This window comes from Pseudoalteromonas aurantia 208, from assembly GCF_014858725.1.
GTDB lineage: Bacteria > Pseudomonadota > Gammaproteobacteria > Enterobacterales > Alteromonadaceae > Pseudoalteromonas > Pseudoalteromonas aurantia.
In genome coordinates this window covers 773,664-791,302 of the sequence record NZ_AQGV01000012.1, presented here as the reverse complement: position 1 = coordinate 791,302, position 17,639 = coordinate 773,664, and the positions used below count along the sequence as shown (strand labels likewise).

The 17,639-nt window shown below is 38.4% G+C and carries 17 protein-coding genes; 1 reads left to right on the top strand and 16 read right to left on the bottom strand.

The annotated features are described in order from the left end of the window. Nucleotides 1–31: 31 nt before the first annotated feature. Both PAUR_RS07465 and PAUR_RS07460 read right to left on the bottom strand, forming a co-directional pair. Nucleotides 32–448 carry a GNAT family N-acetyltransferase gene (locus PAUR_RS07465; RefSeq protein ID WP_192507154.1) on the bottom strand — a complete coding sequence of 139 codons (417 nt, stop codon included), beginning with the start codon at nucleotides 446–448 and terminating at the stop codon, nucleotides 32–34. Between the two features lie 13 nt (nucleotides 449–461). After that, complete coding sequence (locus PAUR_RS07460) at nucleotides 462–1,070, bottom strand: LysE family translocator (protein WP_318782600.1); 609 nt, start codon at nucleotides 1,068–1,070, stop codon at nucleotides 462–464. Between the two features lie 94 nt (nucleotides 1,071–1,164). Between PAUR_RS07460 and PAUR_RS07455 the strand changes: the two genes are divergently transcribed. Beyond that, on the top strand, nucleotides 1,165–2,559 hold the full coding sequence (locus PAUR_RS07455; RefSeq protein WP_192507153.1) for an aminotransferase-like domain-containing protein: 1,395 nt from the start codon (nucleotides 1,165–1,167) through the stop codon (nucleotides 2,557–2,559). Here the strand turns inward: PAUR_RS07455 and PAUR_RS07450 are convergent. The 14 genes from PAUR_RS07450 to PAUR_RS07385 all read right to left on the bottom strand — a co-directional run bounded on the left by PAUR_RS07450 (nucleotide 2,501) and on the right by PAUR_RS07385 (nucleotide 17,513). Continuing rightward, nucleotides 2,501–3,148: a DUF4573 domain-containing protein gene (locus PAUR_RS07450; RefSeq protein WP_192507152.1), complete on the bottom strand. Its 648-nt coding sequence runs from the start codon at nucleotides 3,146–3,148 to the stop codon at nucleotides 2,501–2,503. The genes PAUR_RS07455 and PAUR_RS07450 overlap by 59 nt on opposite strands. 108 nt (nucleotides 3,149–3,256) lie before the next feature. After that, nucleotides 3,257–3,907 carry a hypothetical protein gene (locus PAUR_RS07445; RefSeq protein WP_192507151.1) on the bottom strand — a complete coding sequence of 217 codons (651 nt, stop codon included), beginning with the start codon at nucleotides 3,905–3,907 and terminating at the stop codon, nucleotides 3,257–3,259. Nucleotides 3,908–4,038: 131 nt separating this feature from the next. Next, nucleotides 4,039–4,548 carry a hypothetical protein gene (locus PAUR_RS07440; RefSeq protein ID WP_192507150.1) on the bottom strand — a complete coding sequence of 170 codons (510 nt, stop codon included), beginning with the start codon at nucleotides 4,546–4,548 and terminating at the stop codon, nucleotides 4,039–4,041. Between the two features lie 348 nt (nucleotides 4,549–4,896). Beyond that, a complete protein-coding gene (locus tag PAUR_RS07435) occupies nucleotides 4,897–5,349 on the bottom strand; it encodes a hypothetical protein (RefSeq protein ID WP_192507149.1) in 453 nt (150 codons plus the stop codon). 226 nt (nucleotides 5,350–5,575) lie between these two features. Continuing rightward, entirely contained in the window at nucleotides 5,576–5,884 is a 309-nt protein-coding gene (locus PAUR_RS07430; RefSeq protein ID WP_192507148.1) for a DUF1272 domain-containing protein, read from the bottom strand. Nucleotides 5,885–6,127: 243 nt separating this feature from the next. Beyond that, on the bottom strand, nucleotides 6,128–7,006 hold the full coding sequence (locus PAUR_RS07425; protein ID WP_192507147.1) for an MBL fold metallo-hydrolase: 879 nt from the start codon (nucleotides 7,004–7,006) through the stop codon (nucleotides 6,128–6,130). Between the two features lie 39 nt (nucleotides 7,007–7,045). Beyond that, on the bottom strand, nucleotides 7,046–7,348 hold the full coding sequence (locus PAUR_RS07420; protein ID WP_192507146.1) for a hypothetical protein: 303 nt from the start codon (nucleotides 7,346–7,348) through the stop codon (nucleotides 7,046–7,048). Nucleotides 7,349–7,620: 272 nt separating this feature from the next. Further along, nucleotides 7,621–9,888 (bottom strand): CocE/NonD family hydrolase, encoded by a 2,268-nt coding sequence (locus tag PAUR_RS07415; RefSeq protein WP_192507145.1) that lies wholly within the window; start codon nucleotides 9,886–9,888, stop codon nucleotides 7,621–7,623. A 330-nt stretch (nucleotides 9,889–10,218) separates the two neighbouring features. After that, nucleotides 10,219–11,061 carry a class I SAM-dependent methyltransferase gene (locus PAUR_RS07410; RefSeq protein ID WP_192507144.1) on the bottom strand — a complete coding sequence of 281 codons (843 nt, stop codon included), beginning with the start codon at nucleotides 11,059–11,061 and terminating at the stop codon, nucleotides 10,219–10,221. Nucleotides 11,062–11,221: 160 nt separating this feature from the next. After that, a complete protein-coding gene (locus PAUR_RS07405; RefSeq protein WP_192507143.1) occupies nucleotides 11,222–11,689 on the bottom strand; it encodes a DUF3291 domain-containing protein in 468 nt (155 codons plus the stop codon). Between the two features lie 392 nt (nucleotides 11,690–12,081). Further along, entirely contained in the window at nucleotides 12,082–12,864 is a 783-nt protein-coding gene (locus tag PAUR_RS07400; RefSeq protein ID WP_192507142.1) for a YwqJ-related putative deaminase, read from the bottom strand. 25 nt (nucleotides 12,865–12,889) lie between these two features. Further along, nucleotides 12,890–15,499: a hypothetical protein gene (locus PAUR_RS07395; protein WP_192507141.1), complete on the bottom strand. Its 2,610-nt coding sequence runs from the start codon at nucleotides 15,497–15,499 to the stop codon at nucleotides 12,890–12,892. Between the two features lie 950 nt (nucleotides 15,500–16,449). Further along, on the bottom strand, nucleotides 16,450–16,800 hold the full coding sequence (locus PAUR_RS07390; RefSeq protein ID WP_192507140.1) for a hypothetical protein: 351 nt from the start codon (nucleotides 16,798–16,800) through the stop codon (nucleotides 16,450–16,452). A 398-nt stretch (nucleotides 16,801–17,198) separates the two neighbouring features. Then, nucleotides 17,199–17,513: a hypothetical protein gene (locus PAUR_RS07385; RefSeq protein WP_225738309.1), complete on the bottom strand. Its 315-nt coding sequence runs from the start codon at nucleotides 17,511–17,513 to the stop codon at nucleotides 17,199–17,201. Nucleotides 17,514–17,639: the final 126 nt, after the last annotated feature.

The window sequence follows — 17,639 nt, the reverse complement described above, 5'->3', positions numbered from 1 at the left end:
CTCACCTGACTAATAGAGGTTTAGTTATTCATCACACGGCGTAAATGCTCGCAACATACTTTTCCATTGCAATGTTAGGGTCAGCAATTGGTGTAAAACCGAACTGTTGATATAAACCATGTGCATCTTTAGTTGCTAACGTAAAGCGCCTCAGAGTCTGTAAATCTGGATGAGTCATAACGGCATCGATGAGTTTTTTCCCCAACCCCTGACCTCGGTATTGCTCTAATACAAACACATCAAGTAAATTCGCAAAAGTTGCATGGTCGGTAACAACACGCCCAAATGCCAATAATTGCTTACCATCAACAAGTGCAAAGCATAAAGAATGTTGTAACGCCCTCTTGAGCAAAGACTTATCGATTCCTTTGCTCCAATAACTGCGTTGAGCCAAATACCGATATACTTCATCAAATTGTGTAGCAGACAAGGTATGTATAAGTTGCATAATTCGCCCTTCCTTAAATGAAAATTAATGGTAAGCACGTGACCAACAATAATGCCATCACGATATTAAAACGGCTGCGCCGCTTTGGTTCGTGTAGATAGCGATTAATATATTTGCCAGCAAATACCCAAAAAACAGCACAACATATTCCAACCAAATTAAAAACAACCAATCCTAAAATCGCAGAGTCCCAAAATAGCTCTCCAGGAATGGTCAATGCACTACAAAGCGACAGTAACATACTCATAGACTTAGGATTAATTAACTGAAAAACAGCCGCTTGATTGACACTCATGGGTTGCAATAGCACTTGACTGTTTACTTGCGCCCCAGATTGAATAATTTTACTGGCTAAATACAAAATGTATCCGCATGCGATAGCTTGTAATGCAACATGCAAAATAGGCAACATACTGAACAAGCTCCCGAGTCCACACAGCATTACAATGTGCATTACCGTCATGCCAACACGGATCCCAAAAATATGCGGCATTGTGCGCTTTACACCAAACTTTGCCCCTGACAAAGTCAGTAAAATATTATTAGGCCCTGGGGTGAAAGCTGCTGTGAAGCAAAACAAAACCAGTGCAGGAGTTAACGCGATTAACTCTTCATTGAACACTCTACCTCCCCTCAATTGTATTGATACAATATTTATTTTCAACTAAGACTATTTATTGTCATAATGATAAAAAGACATCAATAAATTTATTGTTATGAATACAATTTGGCAACCAGAATTATCACAGTTCACATCTTTATCAACACATCAGCCCAAATACCGCGCATTGGCGGAATTGGTTGAGCAAGCAATTGATGATCAACAGTTGGTTTTTGGTTGTAAACTGCCACCACAAAGGCAATTGGCTGATCGCCTTTGTATAACGCATGGCACAGTAACCCGCGCTTATGCCTTGCTAGAGCAACGAGGACTCGTTAATGCCAGGCTTGGAGCTGGCACATTTATCGCGGTTAGAGAGCAAATTTTAGATACTGCACTTGAAACAGACTTTGCTTCAAGTATGCAGCCTATGTTGGGGCAACAGCAAGTTCTTGGTGCTGCAATGCAATCATTGGCAGAAGAGTCTGCTATGCTGCAAGAAGTTATGGTTTACAAACTTAACGGACTTGCACGTCATCAACAATTTTTTAAACAGTGGCTCAAAGACAAAGGGATGCATTGTGAACAGCAAGAAATTATATTTTGCCAAGGCGCACAACAGGCGATTTACGCAACATTAGCTACGCTATGTCAACCTGGCGAATTGGTGTTGCATGAAGCTATGACATATCCAGGGTTTTATAACGCCTGCCAATCACTCAACTTGAAAACACAAGGCATTGGGCTTGGCAACGACGGAATAAACCTAGATGAGCTAGAAAAGCTATGTCAAAGTAGCGATATTAAAGCCATATACATCACACCAAATTGCCAAAATCCCACTAATTTACAATACAGTGAAGAAAACCTAACGCAACTATTAGCACTTAGCCGACGTTACAATTTTTTTATTCTGGAGGACGACGTAAACTACTGTCTACCACAAAATTGGCGCCTTCCTTTGTGGCAAAAAGCACCTGATAGAGTATTCTATTTAGCCAGCTTATCTAAATATTTTGCTGGCGGTTTACGTGTCGGTTATTTGTTAGCACCGATATTATGGCAAAAGTCTGTATTACAGCAACTCCATGCCCAGTGCTGGGCAGTTTCTATGATGAATTTTGAATTGCTAATGCGCGTAATGAAAAACCCTGATTTTGCCCACAATCAAGAAAAGCTAGCAAAAGAGTTAACCTACCGTATCGATACACTTAAAATGATAATGACTAAACATCAACTGCCAGCATCCTTTGCTGGGCTTAATGTATATTTACCTTTGCCATTACATCTTAATATGCACTCTTTAACAAGTCAGCTAAAAGCAAATAAAGTCTTGGTGCGCGCCATAGACGTGTTTGTTAATCCCCATAGTGAACAAACTACACAACCAGTCAATGGTATTCGACTCACCCTTGGCGGACCAAACAGCCGAGCTGAGTTTGATTTAGGGATCACCCGAATTGATGAGGTACTCTCACAACTTCCTCATACCCATGATGTCGTGATTTAAGTGGTTTAAGTGGTTTAAGTGGTTTAAGTGGTTTAAGTGGTTTAAGTGGTTTAAGTGGTTTAAGTGGTTTAAGTGGTTTAAGTGGTTTAAGTGGTTTAAGTGGTTTAAGTGGTTTAAGTGGTTTAAGTGGTTTAAGTGGTTTAAGTGGTTTAAGTGGTTTAAGTGGTTTAAGTGGTTTAAGTGGTTTAAGTGGTTTAAGTGGTTTAAGTGGTTTAAGTGGTTTAAGTGGTTTAAGTGGTTTAAGTGGTTTAAGTGGTTTAAGTGGTTTAAGTGGTTTAAGTGGTTTAAGTGGTTTAAGTGGTTTAAGTGGTTTAAGTGGTTTAAGTGGTTTAAGTGGTTTAAGTGGTTTAAGTGGTTTAAGTGGTTTAAGTGGTTTAAGTGGTTTAAGTGGTTTAAGTGGTTTAAGTGGTTTAAGTGGTTTAAGTGGTTTAAGTGGTTTAAGTGGTTTAAGTGGTTTAAGTGGTTTAAGTGGTTTAAGTGGTTTAAGTGGTTTAAGTGGTTTAAGTGGTTTAAGTGGTTTAAGTGGTTTAAGTGGTTTAAGTGGTTTAACATCAAAATATACATTACAGTGAGTATATCTTTCATTCAATTAAGCTAATAAAAAAATATACTCAAGAATTAAGCCCGAACACACAGTCCATAAAACATTAAGTCTTAATTAAAAATAGTTAGTCTGCTATAAAGTCATAATTTGCTATTAAATATAGGTATTAACCTTAGGCTTATCGGTTAATAATAAAGCCGCTTTTTCTTTATACAACTCAAATGTATCATCTAATATAAATTTTCCGACCGTATTGCGTATTTCTTTCATATACGAAGCTGAAATACTGTAATCGTCTCGTTCTGGTGCTGCTTTTGCTTGCGCAGTGGCAAGTTCTGCCTGATTAGAAAAATACGCAGCAACATCAATTTTCTCATTGGGGTCAACACGACCACCGCCAAAAGAAAGTACCTCTAACGTCCCCTCTAAATCAAGGAGCGCTTCTCTCTCTTCAGATATGATCGGCGTGCCAAATCTACCAATCCTCGTAGGTTCATCATTGCCGTGCTCTTTTGCGTACTCTCTATGCATTGCGTTTACATCTTGAACAAGACTGTATAATTCATTGAGACTCATATTAGAGAAATCAAGATCTTCTTTATTAAAAATCTGCTCATAAGCACTGCCTTTGACTAAAGTTAAATCAAAATCGCCCTGTGTCTCATTTGTATCGGTATCAACCGTACTGCTTTCATTGCCCACATCTGGGGCTGCCTGATTTTTTACTTGTTCACCCGTTACAGGCTCCAAAAAAGAAGCTTTATTGCCAATCTGGGTATGAAGTGAATTAATATTAATTTTCATAAAGATCCTTTTAAACTAGGTTACTTCACTTTATCGGCTTTACCTTACAAAACTTAAAAATTACATTCAATTAACTTTTATATGAGACGATTTGTGAAACTATTCTCACAAACCGCCTCCGGTAGGGTTAATTAGCCCCCAGATCTTACTTCATATGTCATACCGCCATATGTTTTAGAGCCTGCCGTTGTTCTATTCTCTACTTGCCAATAGTACTTACCAGCTTGGAATATTGACTTAGAAACAGCCACACTATAACCACCAGCGACTTTTTTACCATCACTATCAACCAGTGTTACTTTAAAGTCATGCCCATCATAATTTCTCATAATACCGAAACTATACCTACGACAATTACCCCCATCATGCGTAAAGCTTGCAATCGTTCGGTTATCACCCATTCTGACACTTGTGTATCGAGTATACACTGTCGGGCGACAGCGTTCATAAGCTTCTGCTGATTGGCCGCCTTTATCTGCATTTTCAAATTCTACTATAGAATTAAACGCAGCCTCTTGATCATGTGCAACTGGTGTATTTTCTAATGGTGTATTTAAAACTATATCAGGAGCACTCATTACATTAAATGAACAACTTGATGCAGCCAGTATTGCTGCTGGGAGTAGATATGTGAACTTCATAACTTATATTCCTTATGAGCTATTATTATTACGCCATAAAAACTATGACTTTATTAAAGTACTTTATTTTTTCATGTAAAACCACACTAAGTTCAATATTTTTTAAAATATAAAACTAAGCTATAACAACAATACATACGGTTATTAAAAGTACAGAAGGGGGAATTCACAATTTAAATTTAAAGATCAATAAACATATATTAATAACTAATAAAATTACTGGATAGTGTTCATTGTAAATGGTAGCCACAACTTTACTATATTAAAACCTGCAAAAAAACGGGTAACTATTTTATGGCATGTCTGCTTATTGCACTCATAAACATATTTATGATTGGCTTTCACATACTAGTCGATGCACTTACCAGATTGACCAGCACCAAGAGATAAAGGTAGCTTGGGATCTGCAATATGATAGTAAATTGATAAAATTTGCCACTTATCAGTTGCACGATACAACTGAATACTATTTACACCCACAAAATCAGCGGCTACTTGCGCTTTATTCGAGCGTGTTTCAACTATGCTGTAAACATGAGCGAATCTATCATACTCTTGTACTGTTCTTGCTATTTCACATTCATAAAATCCAGTACTAGAAGGCTTATTCACCGCTTCGATAAACTCTGTGCCCAACATCGCCGAAAATACAGGTTGTTGCCCTTTAACTTGTGAGCCATAAACCGTCGATTTTGGATGTAATAACGTCTTTAACTTCGCAATATTAGGTTTTTCATCTGGTGCATGTGACAACGCTTGCCACAATTGGCTCAAAGTTGTTTCAGGCGTGCTATTAGCCATACAAGGTGACGTCCCAAACAACCAAAATAATATTATTATGAGTGAACCGTTTTTCAATTTATTATGTCCTTTCCTATCACAAATTCATCTTTTTGGAGTATTGCTCAATACCGCTCATCAACTTTCTTTCATCAAATAACAAGTAAACTACTCTGGTCGTTAACACTGAAAATAGCCTTATAAAACGTGAGTCACACAATAATGTTTTGTAACCCTTTACAATATATCAACGCTCTTGTGGCTTTATCCTTTTAACAACTTGAGAGAACCGCTTTAGCTCTTCAATACTGTACTTAGTATGCACGCGCTTAGTTGAAGCTGGCTGGTCTACAATGCTTAAACCTACACGTCTCGCAACTTTTGGCCTCACAGGCCTTAAAGTAAACCCTCCGCCACAATTTGGACAGACATTTTCAAGTATTTCATCAACACATTTAACACAAAATGTGCACTCATAAGTGCAGATCATTGCCTCTGTAGAATCTGGCAATAAGTCCTTATCGCAGCACTCACAATTAGGACGTATCTCAAGCATACTTGCAAACCTCTCATCTTAAAGTATTAGCGTCTCTAAGCGCTTATTCGCGCTCAACATACCACCAACTGAAAAGTAAATTATATACTCAGTTAAATTTAATATACTCAAAGGCATAGTTACCTTCCTTTCATCGCAACCAAGCTTTATCAAAAGGTTTACATTCTCAACGGAAAATAAGTACGATTTACCACACTTAAATGACGCACTGAACTGGGTTTACTTACACCGAGCAATATTCATTTATGGTTTGTGGTTTGTGGTTTGTGGTTTGTGGTTTGTGGGCCATTCCTGACTAATAATCGTCAATGTTCTTTTAATAAACATTCTATATGCTCTTTCAGGAATAAACGGTGATCGGTTTTCTACATTAAACATATTTAGAAGTTCAACGGTATGATCATCATGCATGATTTCACTTATGCCCATTCCTTTTAATGATAGCTTACGAATGTGAGCAACCCAATTATGAGTGTGCTTTCTAAACTCGCGTAATGACTCCTTATTCGCAGGTTTACCATGGCCTGGAACAATACGTGTATCTTCATTACCCAATGCCAAAATATGGTCTATCGCTTTATCGAACCCTTTTAATCCCCCAGCATAAAATGTGGGGTGCCAACTACTGTCAAACACATCGCCGACAAACAAACTATTGCTTTTTTTGTGATAAAAAACCTCATCTTGACTCGTATGAGAATTGACTGTAATACCCTCAATCTCATTGATTTTGAAATCAGAACCAACGAGCTTTGCCCCTTGTTTAATGAAAAAGGCATTACCACCAGAATGATCTTCGTGTGAATGTGTGTTCAAAATATAGCTAGGTGCTTGGCCATCTATTTTAACTATAAGCTTCATTAGCTCAGCTAATCGTCCTTTTCCGGGCATAGGATCAATTAAAACGACACCATCTTTTGTAGTAACTAGCCCGATATTGGTGTTGTACTTTACATCCGTCAATATATGGAGTGTTTGCGATAGTCTCGAAACATTAAAACCTTTGATCACCTCAGCTTTAGTAGGTGGTATAAATATCAGCAGCCCAAAAAGCACAAAATATCTCATTGATAACCCTTTTAACCAATTAAAGAACGATGCTGTTTCTACAAAAAGTTTCATTATAGTCACTATTAAGTTCGTCATTAATATTTCGCGATGTCATACTACATAGCCAAGAACATATACGGCTAAAAACAACACCAACATGATACTTCCGTATACATTAGCCACTTTATTAATAATGAAATTATTTTTTCCTACCTTTTCGACTTTAACCTGCTCTTTGAATAAGCCAACAGCAAACAAAGCAACTGAAAGAAATAAAGTGAATGAGAATAGTGCCGTAAAAACCACTTCAAATTGATTACCTAAAGCAAATATTGCGCCTAAAAACCCAAAAAAGTAATAAATAGGCATTAAGAAAATGCCTAGATACTTAATATAACAATATCGTTCCATCATATCAAAACCTGAAAGTAAAGTGTTCACGTTTAACCAAGCATTACCATTTATAACTCGACCAAAACGTCTATAAAAAACTCGTTAGTATCATAATTACATAAAACCACATTCTAATCACCTTAAAAAAGCTATCAAATCATTACTTTTATAATTTTTCTTCCCTCTCATATAGCTAGGTGACCAAATACCTGGTTTGATAATAATATCGTATTACTCCTGTTTATATTAAACCTGACAGGTAATGCATTGATTGCCTTCGTTTATACTTACACTCAGTCAATAGCTCGATAAATTGGCACATTTATAGAGCTGTTGTTGTGCCATTTGATCTGCAGCGGCTCTTTTGCATCACTTATATTTTCGTCACTCACATCCTTACCCGTGCCATAATTTATCTGTGCAAATGGATTTTTATTAATATTCAGTGTCACCAGTAAACGGCTCCCTTTACTTAACTTACGGCTCACCATCCTGGTTTTATCAAATGGAATTGACGTTACTTTGTAAGGCGTAAGCAAGCTTCTTTTACTCATGTCTTTTGCATAACTCGCTCGGCCTAAAAAATAAGACAAGTGAAATAACGCCCCGTTTGGCATCACCTCATACAACACCACCCCGATATCCATATCTTTTTTATTTATAGTGGCTTTTATCTCCCCAGAGAATGTACCCGAAACTTCAATTTCAGTGTCAAATGGCGCACTTATAAATGAATAGCCATTGGATAAATCGGGCTTTTTACCAACGATTGGGTAAGGGTAATAATCATTATTGGAGGTTTTCCTATCTGAAAAATCTACTTCTTGATACAAAAAACCTGATTCTGAGGGGTAAGCCGGAGTTAATTGATTTTTATCGCCACTTTTGAGGTTACTCAAATAGAGCGTCAGTACTTCATTACTTTGTTTTTCAATCGATGGAGCATGCTTCCACTTATTGTCTCCCATTACTTGATAATTTATTTTATCTTTTAGCAGGCTCGGCTTTTGCGCCCCATAAAATATATGATCCATCCATTGATAAGTAATTTCTGACGTATCAAAGTGCGCTACTGGGTCAATCGTATAACTTCTTAACGTCGATGACTTTTTCACCGCTTGTGCACCAAAATGGTCATACGGGCCTATTAGTAAATAATGTTCCGCATTAGAGTTATACTTGTAGTGCTCTTTCAGATAATGCAAAGCCGACTGTTGGCCATCATCATAATACCCAGTAATCGTTAACACGGGAATATTAAGCTTAGCGAATTCATCCTTATATGGGACCATATCCTGCCAATACTTATCGTAACTTGGATGCAATAACCAGCGTTGTAACCATTTATTTTCTAGACCATCCACAGTATCCACTTCACGATAAGACTTACCGCTTTGATACCACTTTTCGTTCAATTCATTCCAACGTTTATGGTCTGAGTAAATCTCATTATCGAGCGTTTTATTATTCGTCGTATAAAAAGGCCATGCATAATTCACAAATAGAAAAATATTATTCTCCATCGGTAAGCCATCACCGGGGTTATTAGCCACATAGGGTACAATTGTTTTTAATGCTGGCGGCAAATGCTTTAGTGCGGCCCATTGTGTGAAACCATCGTAGCTACCGCCAAACATACCAACTCGACCGTCACTCCACGTTTGTTTACTGAGCCAATTAATAACATTGCTGGCATCTTCTCCATCATGTTCATACGGGATGGGTCTATCAGGGCTATGACCTTTCCCGCGTGTGTAAGCGACGGCTCCCGCATAACCCCGCGCTGCAGACTCTCTTATTTTGGCAAATTCCTTTTCTGCATTATGATAGATAGTAAAATTCAGTAAGGTCGGTAGTGTTTTCTTATTGTTTTTTGGTCGAACGATCATTGCCGCTACGTGTGCGCCGTCGGGCATTGTTATCAGTACATTCTTGTCGATAATATAACGTTTATCATCATCCTCAGCGATTAATGACCCGACAAATGGCGCCCAAAGTTGATGGGCTTGATAATGTTGGAAATGTCGTAGCAACTCAATCGCTGCTACCCGTGATATTTTTGTTTTATGTTTATGCTTTTCAAGTACTAAATCAAAGGCTCGATGGGTCTCTTTTACGTCACGTTTAAACCACTGTATTGCTTTACTCGCACGCTTATTATCGAAACTCGCAAAGACAGTACGAAAAACCTGTGCAAACACGCGCTTCAAGCTCGGTTCATTCGACCACAACCCATTTTGGACCTGAGCCACGACATAAAACGGTACCAGTGATGCGATTAATTCGCCATTTTTATCTACTTTGATTTTTTTTAGATGCTCAAGTGTAAGCAATGCTTTCCCATGTAAACCTGCCGCACTTTGCACCCTAAATAGCGTGTCATTGTTTAAATTACATGCCGACTGCTCACATAGCTTTAATACTTGCTTAGCCAGTTGTTGCATCGAAGCGGCAAGTGCCGTGTCGTCTTTCGTCACACTCTCTGGCAGGACTAATTCAGTTGCAACCACACTCGTATGCGTTGCTACACAAATAAATAGCAAAAATAAGAGGTTTTTCATGTCATTTTCCCTAATGTATTTCCGTTAATCATGCGGCTAAATAAAGATAATACAAAGCGGCATTGATATTTTTAATATAACTATTAAATTGAATTTTTAGTTTTTCTTTTCACGTTTAAATGAGGTTTGATCATGTAGGATTTTTAACTACTACCACGATTTCCTTTAAGCTTTAAATTAACAGCTATCGTGGCCCACTATCATTTATAGTAGGTAGGTATAATATCGAGTATAAAGGTAAACTTTTACACAAATTGCTAATAGTTAAGACGCTTGCATACTACTTATATGAAACGCCTTTGTCATTTTTAAAATCTCACAGCTTTTATTTTAGAGTTGCGATTTAACAAACTTTAAGGTCATGCGATCAGACTCACCAATGGTGATATATTTCTTTTGGTCTTTTTCCTTCAACGCTAGGCTCGGAGGTAATGTCCAAACACCTTTCTCATAGTTCTTCGTATCTTTCGGGTTTGCATTTATTTCAGAGCTGGCGACTAATTTAAACCCGAACGACTCAACCACATTCACAAGATCTGTTTGCTTCCAACGGCCACGCTTTGATGCAGATACCCGATCTCCTTTATAATTCTCATTTTCCCTATGCTGCACAATGGCCAGCGTCCCCCCTTCTTTTAATAGTTGCCTTGCCTGCTTTAAACCATTGTCTAATCGCCCTTGATTTTGCCAGTTATGCATTGTGCGCGTAATGAAAACAACATCTAACAACCCTTGCTCTACTGCTGAGCCTTTGGTTACAGGAAGAAAAGCCCCAATTGCATTGGTGCCATATAAATCAGGATTGTTTCTAATTTCATCTGGATAAGCTGCCAATTTTTCAGCCCATTTAGGCCACTTACCGTAGTATTCCGGGTTGTGCTGCAAACCAACATAACGGCCTTTGTCTTTTAGTAAAGGAGCCAGAATATGGGTATACCAGTTTCCACCGGGGGCAACTTCACCTACTGCTGAAGTGTCTTTAATACCCATAAATCGCAGTACCTGCTCAGGGTTGCGGTATTGGTCTCGTTCAATCTCTTTTGTTGTTCTGTGTGGGTTTTCATGCACTGCGCGCCATATCGCATCCTTACCTTCAGGGCCAGCAAGCGCACTGCTGGTATATAAACTGGATAATACGAACATCGTTCCAGCAAGTAGTTTTGCTATATACATTAACCTTTTCCTTATAGTTGATTTTATATGGTTATATTTAACAACACTCAAAAATAACGACACTTATTATCTGTTCCTTTATTAACTACAGCCTTATAATTATTAAAACAACAATAACATATTAACCTGAGCCATTATTATTGTTTGATATTGGCAGGATTTATGAGATTTCAATTTTATGCGCTTCATACTCCGTTGAACTAAAGAGACTTTTAAAAGTAAAGGCATGGGGCGTATCGCCATTTTTACGAAGGTACATTAATTTATCTACAGCCTCCTCAACCGTTGGTATATGACCAGTCGGTATCCACCACAATACATAACTTTGTTCTGGAAGTTGATGAAACCATTCTTTTTTACGGCTTAAAAAGCTTTTGTGATGCGTTTTAAACATAAAGTGCTTAAGTGCATCTGTTGATGCCCAAACCGACATGTTTAGTATAATTTTAGGGTCTGAGAAAGCCTTGATCTGTGTCGCATCGCCAGTTTCATCTTGCAAGCGCCAGATAAACCCCTCACTTAAATCGGCAAGATGATTGACCGGTTCCAAATTATCTACAAAGTCTGTCATATTTTCAGACTCTAAAGCATATTTCGCTTTGGCTATATTCAATTGAGCAAGATGCATAATTTCCTTCTTCAATCTCCAGTGCCGAAAAGTATGGCCATGTTAAACTGATTGTAATGTAACCCGAAATAGGCACAGTTTGCAAAAAATGCCGTACTACCCAATTACTTTATATCATTTAACATCCTTTTCTGCCGCCCGTCGGGATAAAACTTGTTGTTCTGCGTAAAGCTTGCGTAAGTACACTATTCAGCTACTTCATTATCAGAACTTCCCGCTCCCTACTTCCTTGCCTGATCAAAGTTGCTTCCAGCTCCCCCATGCTAAATGACTATCATCTCCATACAAAAAAGCACAGTGTACACACCGTGCTATCAAAGGGCTGTAAAACGTTGCAAACAAATCACTTAAAGCATTCCTAGCAACACTCCGTTGTTAATTAACATACAATATTAATCAGGCAGATTATCCGTGATAATATTGACACCTGCGCCGTTTAAAATGCCTGAGCAATTTGGACAAGCGACAAAATCAGCGCCAATTTTAACTGGGTCTTTAGAGACTCGAACCGTTGCAATTGTAATCTTATTTAACTCTTGCGCAGTCAGGGTAACACCTTCATCTTCAGCCAAGTTTACTATCCTATTAAACGCTTGTACTTCGGCATGCATTCCTGGCAAGCCACTCACTTCGTTTAACAAGAGGTCGCCACCACCAGCCTCATTGGCCTGTAAATACTCCGTAATATATTTTCTTGTTGTGTCGTTCAATGTGTTCCCTACTTTTGCATATTCCGCTTCTACTTTTTTCATATATTTTTGAATGTTATCTATGCGGTAATTTGCTTCTCCTGGCGCATCAGAACTCACTGTCGTGATCCAACTTTCGTTCTTCACCTGAGCATATTTAACATTAATATTAATGTTTCCATCAGTTTGTAACAGCTCATCGTTAACGGTCATTTTAGCTCTAGCATATGCGGCCGCATTCTGTGTTCTTTTGCCAGTAAGTTGCACAGCATCGCTCCCTCCTCGCCTTATCGACCAATATTGGCCTTCCAGAGACACCGCTTTTTTAAATTTTTCATCTTCATTAAGTTCAGTATTACCGGTAATACCTTGCTCTGCTATTTCTTCACCCGCATTAGGCAGTGCACATGCACCTTCCCCACCTGCTGCAAAGGCAGCAGAAGACATTAAGTAAAAGAAAGCAACTAAAAATAATCTTACATACATAATAAAAACCTCAATAATCAAATGGCTAAATAGAGCAAATTTGGCTAAAACGCGTTTCAGATAACTCTTCACCCAACTCCGTTGCTGCAGACCCTTCTTCTGTCACTTCAGCTGCTTCTTCACTTCCAACTGTATCTAACTCGATTTCGCTTGCATCCGTTGTTCCAAGCTCCTCAAGCAATCCATCAAACTCTTCACCAAATAGTGAGCCTGTAAATACATAGTCCAACAATGGTCCACTGATCAAAGGCAATAATATTTCATCCCATCCGCCTGAGATATGCGTTTTTTCTACGCGCATAAAGCGTGCGATTTGGCGTTTTTTTATCTCTGCGATATCACTTTCTTCTTGATGTAGTTGAACTAAGCCGCAATCAGCCAATGTATCTTCCGTCAATATGGCTTTTTTGCTTGCATCATCTAACTCGCAAAAAGACTGCAACACTTCATTTGGAGAGCTATACGAACGTTGCGCATACTCATAAGCTGCGTGATAAATTATTGATTCTCTTCTTAACGGTCTATCGTTAGCGGGGATCCACTTTTGACCATACTGATTCAGTATTAAAGAAGAGGCTTTATACAATTTGTGATAATTTTGACCGTTTTTCGCATAAAAGCTATGCGCAGCATCTCGCCCTTGCAACTTTTCTATTGTTTGCAATGCCGCCGCCATAGTGCCAAAGATCACCAACGGTGCATCATAAGCGGGCAGCATTGAATAAGGTGAGGCGGTATAGTTGGCGTGTTCAGGCATCGTTGCAAAAGCCTCAAACGCGAAGGTGCTCAAATGTGGCTTGTAGATCCCATCAGACAAAAGATAATGACGAGATTCAATTTCTTTAAACCAATCGGTACCTTGCACATACTGATTTAGATATACATTATGTACCAAAGAAAAACTTTGTGCGGCTGGGCGCATAGCAGCTAATGCATTCGTGTCTAAGGTGCTAGACAGGTATGAGCGAAACTGCTGTTTCTCTTCGCTTGATAACCCTACAGTCGCCAAGTAACCTAGGTATTCAATGGCATCTAAGTCCATTTTTCGTTGTAAGAACTTATCTGACAACAGATAATTTTGAGCTTGTTTATAGACGGCTGAAGCAGCTGAAACCATGCGCTTATGGCTAAAATTTTGCACTTTGTCTGCGGTGACACGTGTTGGTAACTTAGCCACTATAAAGCGCGGTGTAAGTGCATTAGTTTGTAAATCACTAAAATCAGCGGCATAAGAAATACAGCTATCAGTCTGCTTCACATATGAAATGTTACCCGTTGTTTTACAGCGTGTATCTGCTAAATAAGTTAAGTGATCTTTGTCTATGTAAGTAGGTAATACCATAGAACTTAAATCCGTCACGGAACCTGGTTCTCTATTGCCAGTCGCTGACACGGCGAGATTTTTAAGCTGTTCCCACTCGGCAGGTGTCATAAAGCGTTTATCATATATTTGAAACTGGTCCCCCTTCTTGTTCTCAACGGTAATTACCGACTTCATCGGATAAACATAGTCAGCGCCAATTATTTTGCTTTGATACTTAATTTTATCAAGCATAACGCGAACATCTTGATGACTCAGCGTTAAAAATACCGAGCTTGTATCGTCAAAGTAGCTCTGCGTTTGCGCCATATCAGGTACTTCATTGATCCTAAACGTCAAGTTTTCAGGATAGTCTTGTTCTTTTAAAGGCGCGTGAAACGATTCAAAACCAGCAACGGTTGCTTTTTGTGCGAGTTGTAAGCTCTGTGGATCTTTGCCATCAATACTTGGTACATTCCCAATACCACTGAGGTGCCCTAAGGTTGATATAGTGAGTGCAGTATGAGCATCGCTATTTAGCCACAATGAGTGATTACGGTTGCTTTGCAATAAAGATGCGCCATTATCGGCAATGAGCTGTATACCTGTGTTTTCTTTCGTGTCATTGAAAAAATCAATTTTGAATACCGATTGTTCACCGCTAGGCGCTGTTGTTGGTGAAACAGTTAACTTACCCGCAACGCGAGTGAGGTACTTATCAGACAAGCTACCAATATTATGTCGTAATCTCAGTCGCACCTTGTCATATTGAGGATCAACAACTTCTATCTCAAATTGTGCTAGCTCGTCAGTCTGAGCATTCTGATGTCCAAAGTATAGATACTTTGTGCCACTAGGATAAATAGTCGCCACCTCTTTTGGGTCTGAAGCTTTGCTGAACACAATCGTGTCTTTATCAGTATAAGCATAACCACCTACCCTGATGTGCTTTTCTCCCCCGAGCTTTTTGGCTGCTTCACTATAAACGACCTGACCTGCGCCACCACAATTATCATCACCGGCCAACAAAATAGCATAAGGCACACCTTTAAAGTGCTCAAGCGCTACCCAATAATTGCAATTTATATTTGGTTTCTCTGTTACTACAGTAGTCAGTCCATTGATTGTAATAGAAAAATATTGGCCATAATTGGTATATGGCAAGTATCTTCCATCGATCCAATTTCCTATACTACTTTTTAAACTGCTTTGGGTTATGCCAAAACGTTCTATCACCGCATCATCTATTTTGATACTGGCACTGTATGCCGCTGTGGAAAAAGCCGATGCCACTGCAATTACGCAGCATCGTTTACTAAATAAACTATTGATCATATTAGCAATTCCTGTTGTAGGCTCACATAATATTTTTCTGTGTGCAAACCTAGTAAATAAAACACTCTTGTTCTGCTTTGATTTATACTGCTGCGACCTGTGTGTCGTGGCCGCGTAAGCGCATATATCAAGCTGACAAAAATGGAGATGATTAAGCAAAAAATGATCGTAAGCCGACCGTTCTGTGCAAAAACACCGACAAGCTAACACCGCAATAACCAAAGTCGTTGTGAATTATCCTTAGTAAATCTTAAACCATCTTAAAAAATAATAAGCTTTAAAATCAAAGGCCTGAAACTTAGATTTGACAGGAACAGTAGAGCTTCCATGAGATAAGTGTTAAATGATAGAAAAGTTGAACAGTAAACATGAAGAAAAGTTAGACCTAAACACACCAAGGCACTTTATAAAAAGGTTATTCCTGCCGCTTACCCTATTTCTTACTCGTACAAAGGTCCTTTACGACAAAAACCTATACGTACCTTTCCTGCTCAGTAAATTAATATCAGTAAGTTATCAATGTAAATAACCTCAGCTCTGGATAAGCGAATTTGCCCAATAAAGCTATTTTTCTCACTCTCGGCGTTGCTTTCATTTGTAATAGCCCGCTATTACTGCATAAAAGCGCCTTGATATTGAACAAAATATCATCATTGGATTGTACGTAAGTTTGTTTTCAAAGCATTTTCTATTCCAAAACCCTTATCCAAACCTGAGGTTAAATAAACTTAAATAGTCGTATTCGAGCAAACTGCGGGTAGAGTCGAGGGTTATTAATACGTTTTGAAAAATAATACGGCAAGCATATCGAATACCTGCCTGCTTTTGATTTTGAATGGTGTTTGAGATATAACGAGGAGGTCGAAACATATTGAACATAATAATGAGTACAGAACTTTGCGCCTATTCTTTCTTTACATTAAGACTGTACATCCAATTACCTGCAAGCTTTACCACCAGTTTAATAATACAAAAGCAGCCATAAACATAATCCCAGCAAGCACTCCAACTAAGCATAATGCTGTTGGTAAAGCAAAATTATTGCTTAGAGGTACTTCATAAATGGGATCTTTACGAATACGATCTATATGCCCAGCTTGTGATAACAAAGAAGAAACTATGCCTAAGAAAAAACCAGTAACCGACAAAAACGCAAATATTTTCCACGTAGGATCAGTAAACATTTTAATCGATAAATTAGAGGTGAGAACCAACCCCGCAAAAGATAACAAACCAAGATGTCTTAAATAGTCAACCATAGATTTAAGATATTCTAAATCCCTCTTTGTATCATCATCCATAACTGCCTCCTAATAACTGTAAAGCTCAACTCTGTAACTTCTTTACGCCTTAGTCTCCGCTTTCAGAGTTAGCCTAATTTTAAATCGGAACCATCATAAATTTTCCAATTAACAAAAAGCTGAGACTCATATAAATAAACATAACATGCTTTTATTAGCTTCATAGCCAATGAAGATTCGATTAATTCATTTATATTAAGCACTTAATAGCGCACTTGTATTACTTCCCAATACTATTTGATTACACGTATATACCGGCATAAAAACAATCACCACTCAGCACCTACCCGAAGTATTATGAAGCGAGTGAATTGACTCCTACTTTTCCTTTATCAATATGCAGATTGTGTCGCATGGTTCATTAATTCACAATTCGACAGCACGATAAGCCATATTTACTAAAAATCGACGTCAACTCCATCTCCTTTACCGGCCAATGATCCTCTAAATAAGCGACCAAGTGCTCGTAAAAACCATATTATTAACTCGACGGGGAGCTCTACAATAAATTCAAGCGCGTCAATTATAGTGCTTTCTGAGTCGCGCTTACCTCGCTGCTTACTTGGCCAAACAGCATATGCAAATAGATAAAATAGAAAGCCAGCCGGCATGTATGTCCAGTCAAAATGGACAAAAAGCATGCCCATAATTAAGAATGTGCCAGCAATAAATCCTAAAGTCGCAATGACGACTCTTAAAAATTCCATAATCATTTAACCTCTTTAGCCCGCTAGTATGTTTACAAGATTGCCCGTTTTTTCTATTTTTTATTAATGACTCACCCCTAGTGGAGTTCCGATTTCGGTTAAATCGTTTGGTGACTTTTTATTCTAGCCTGC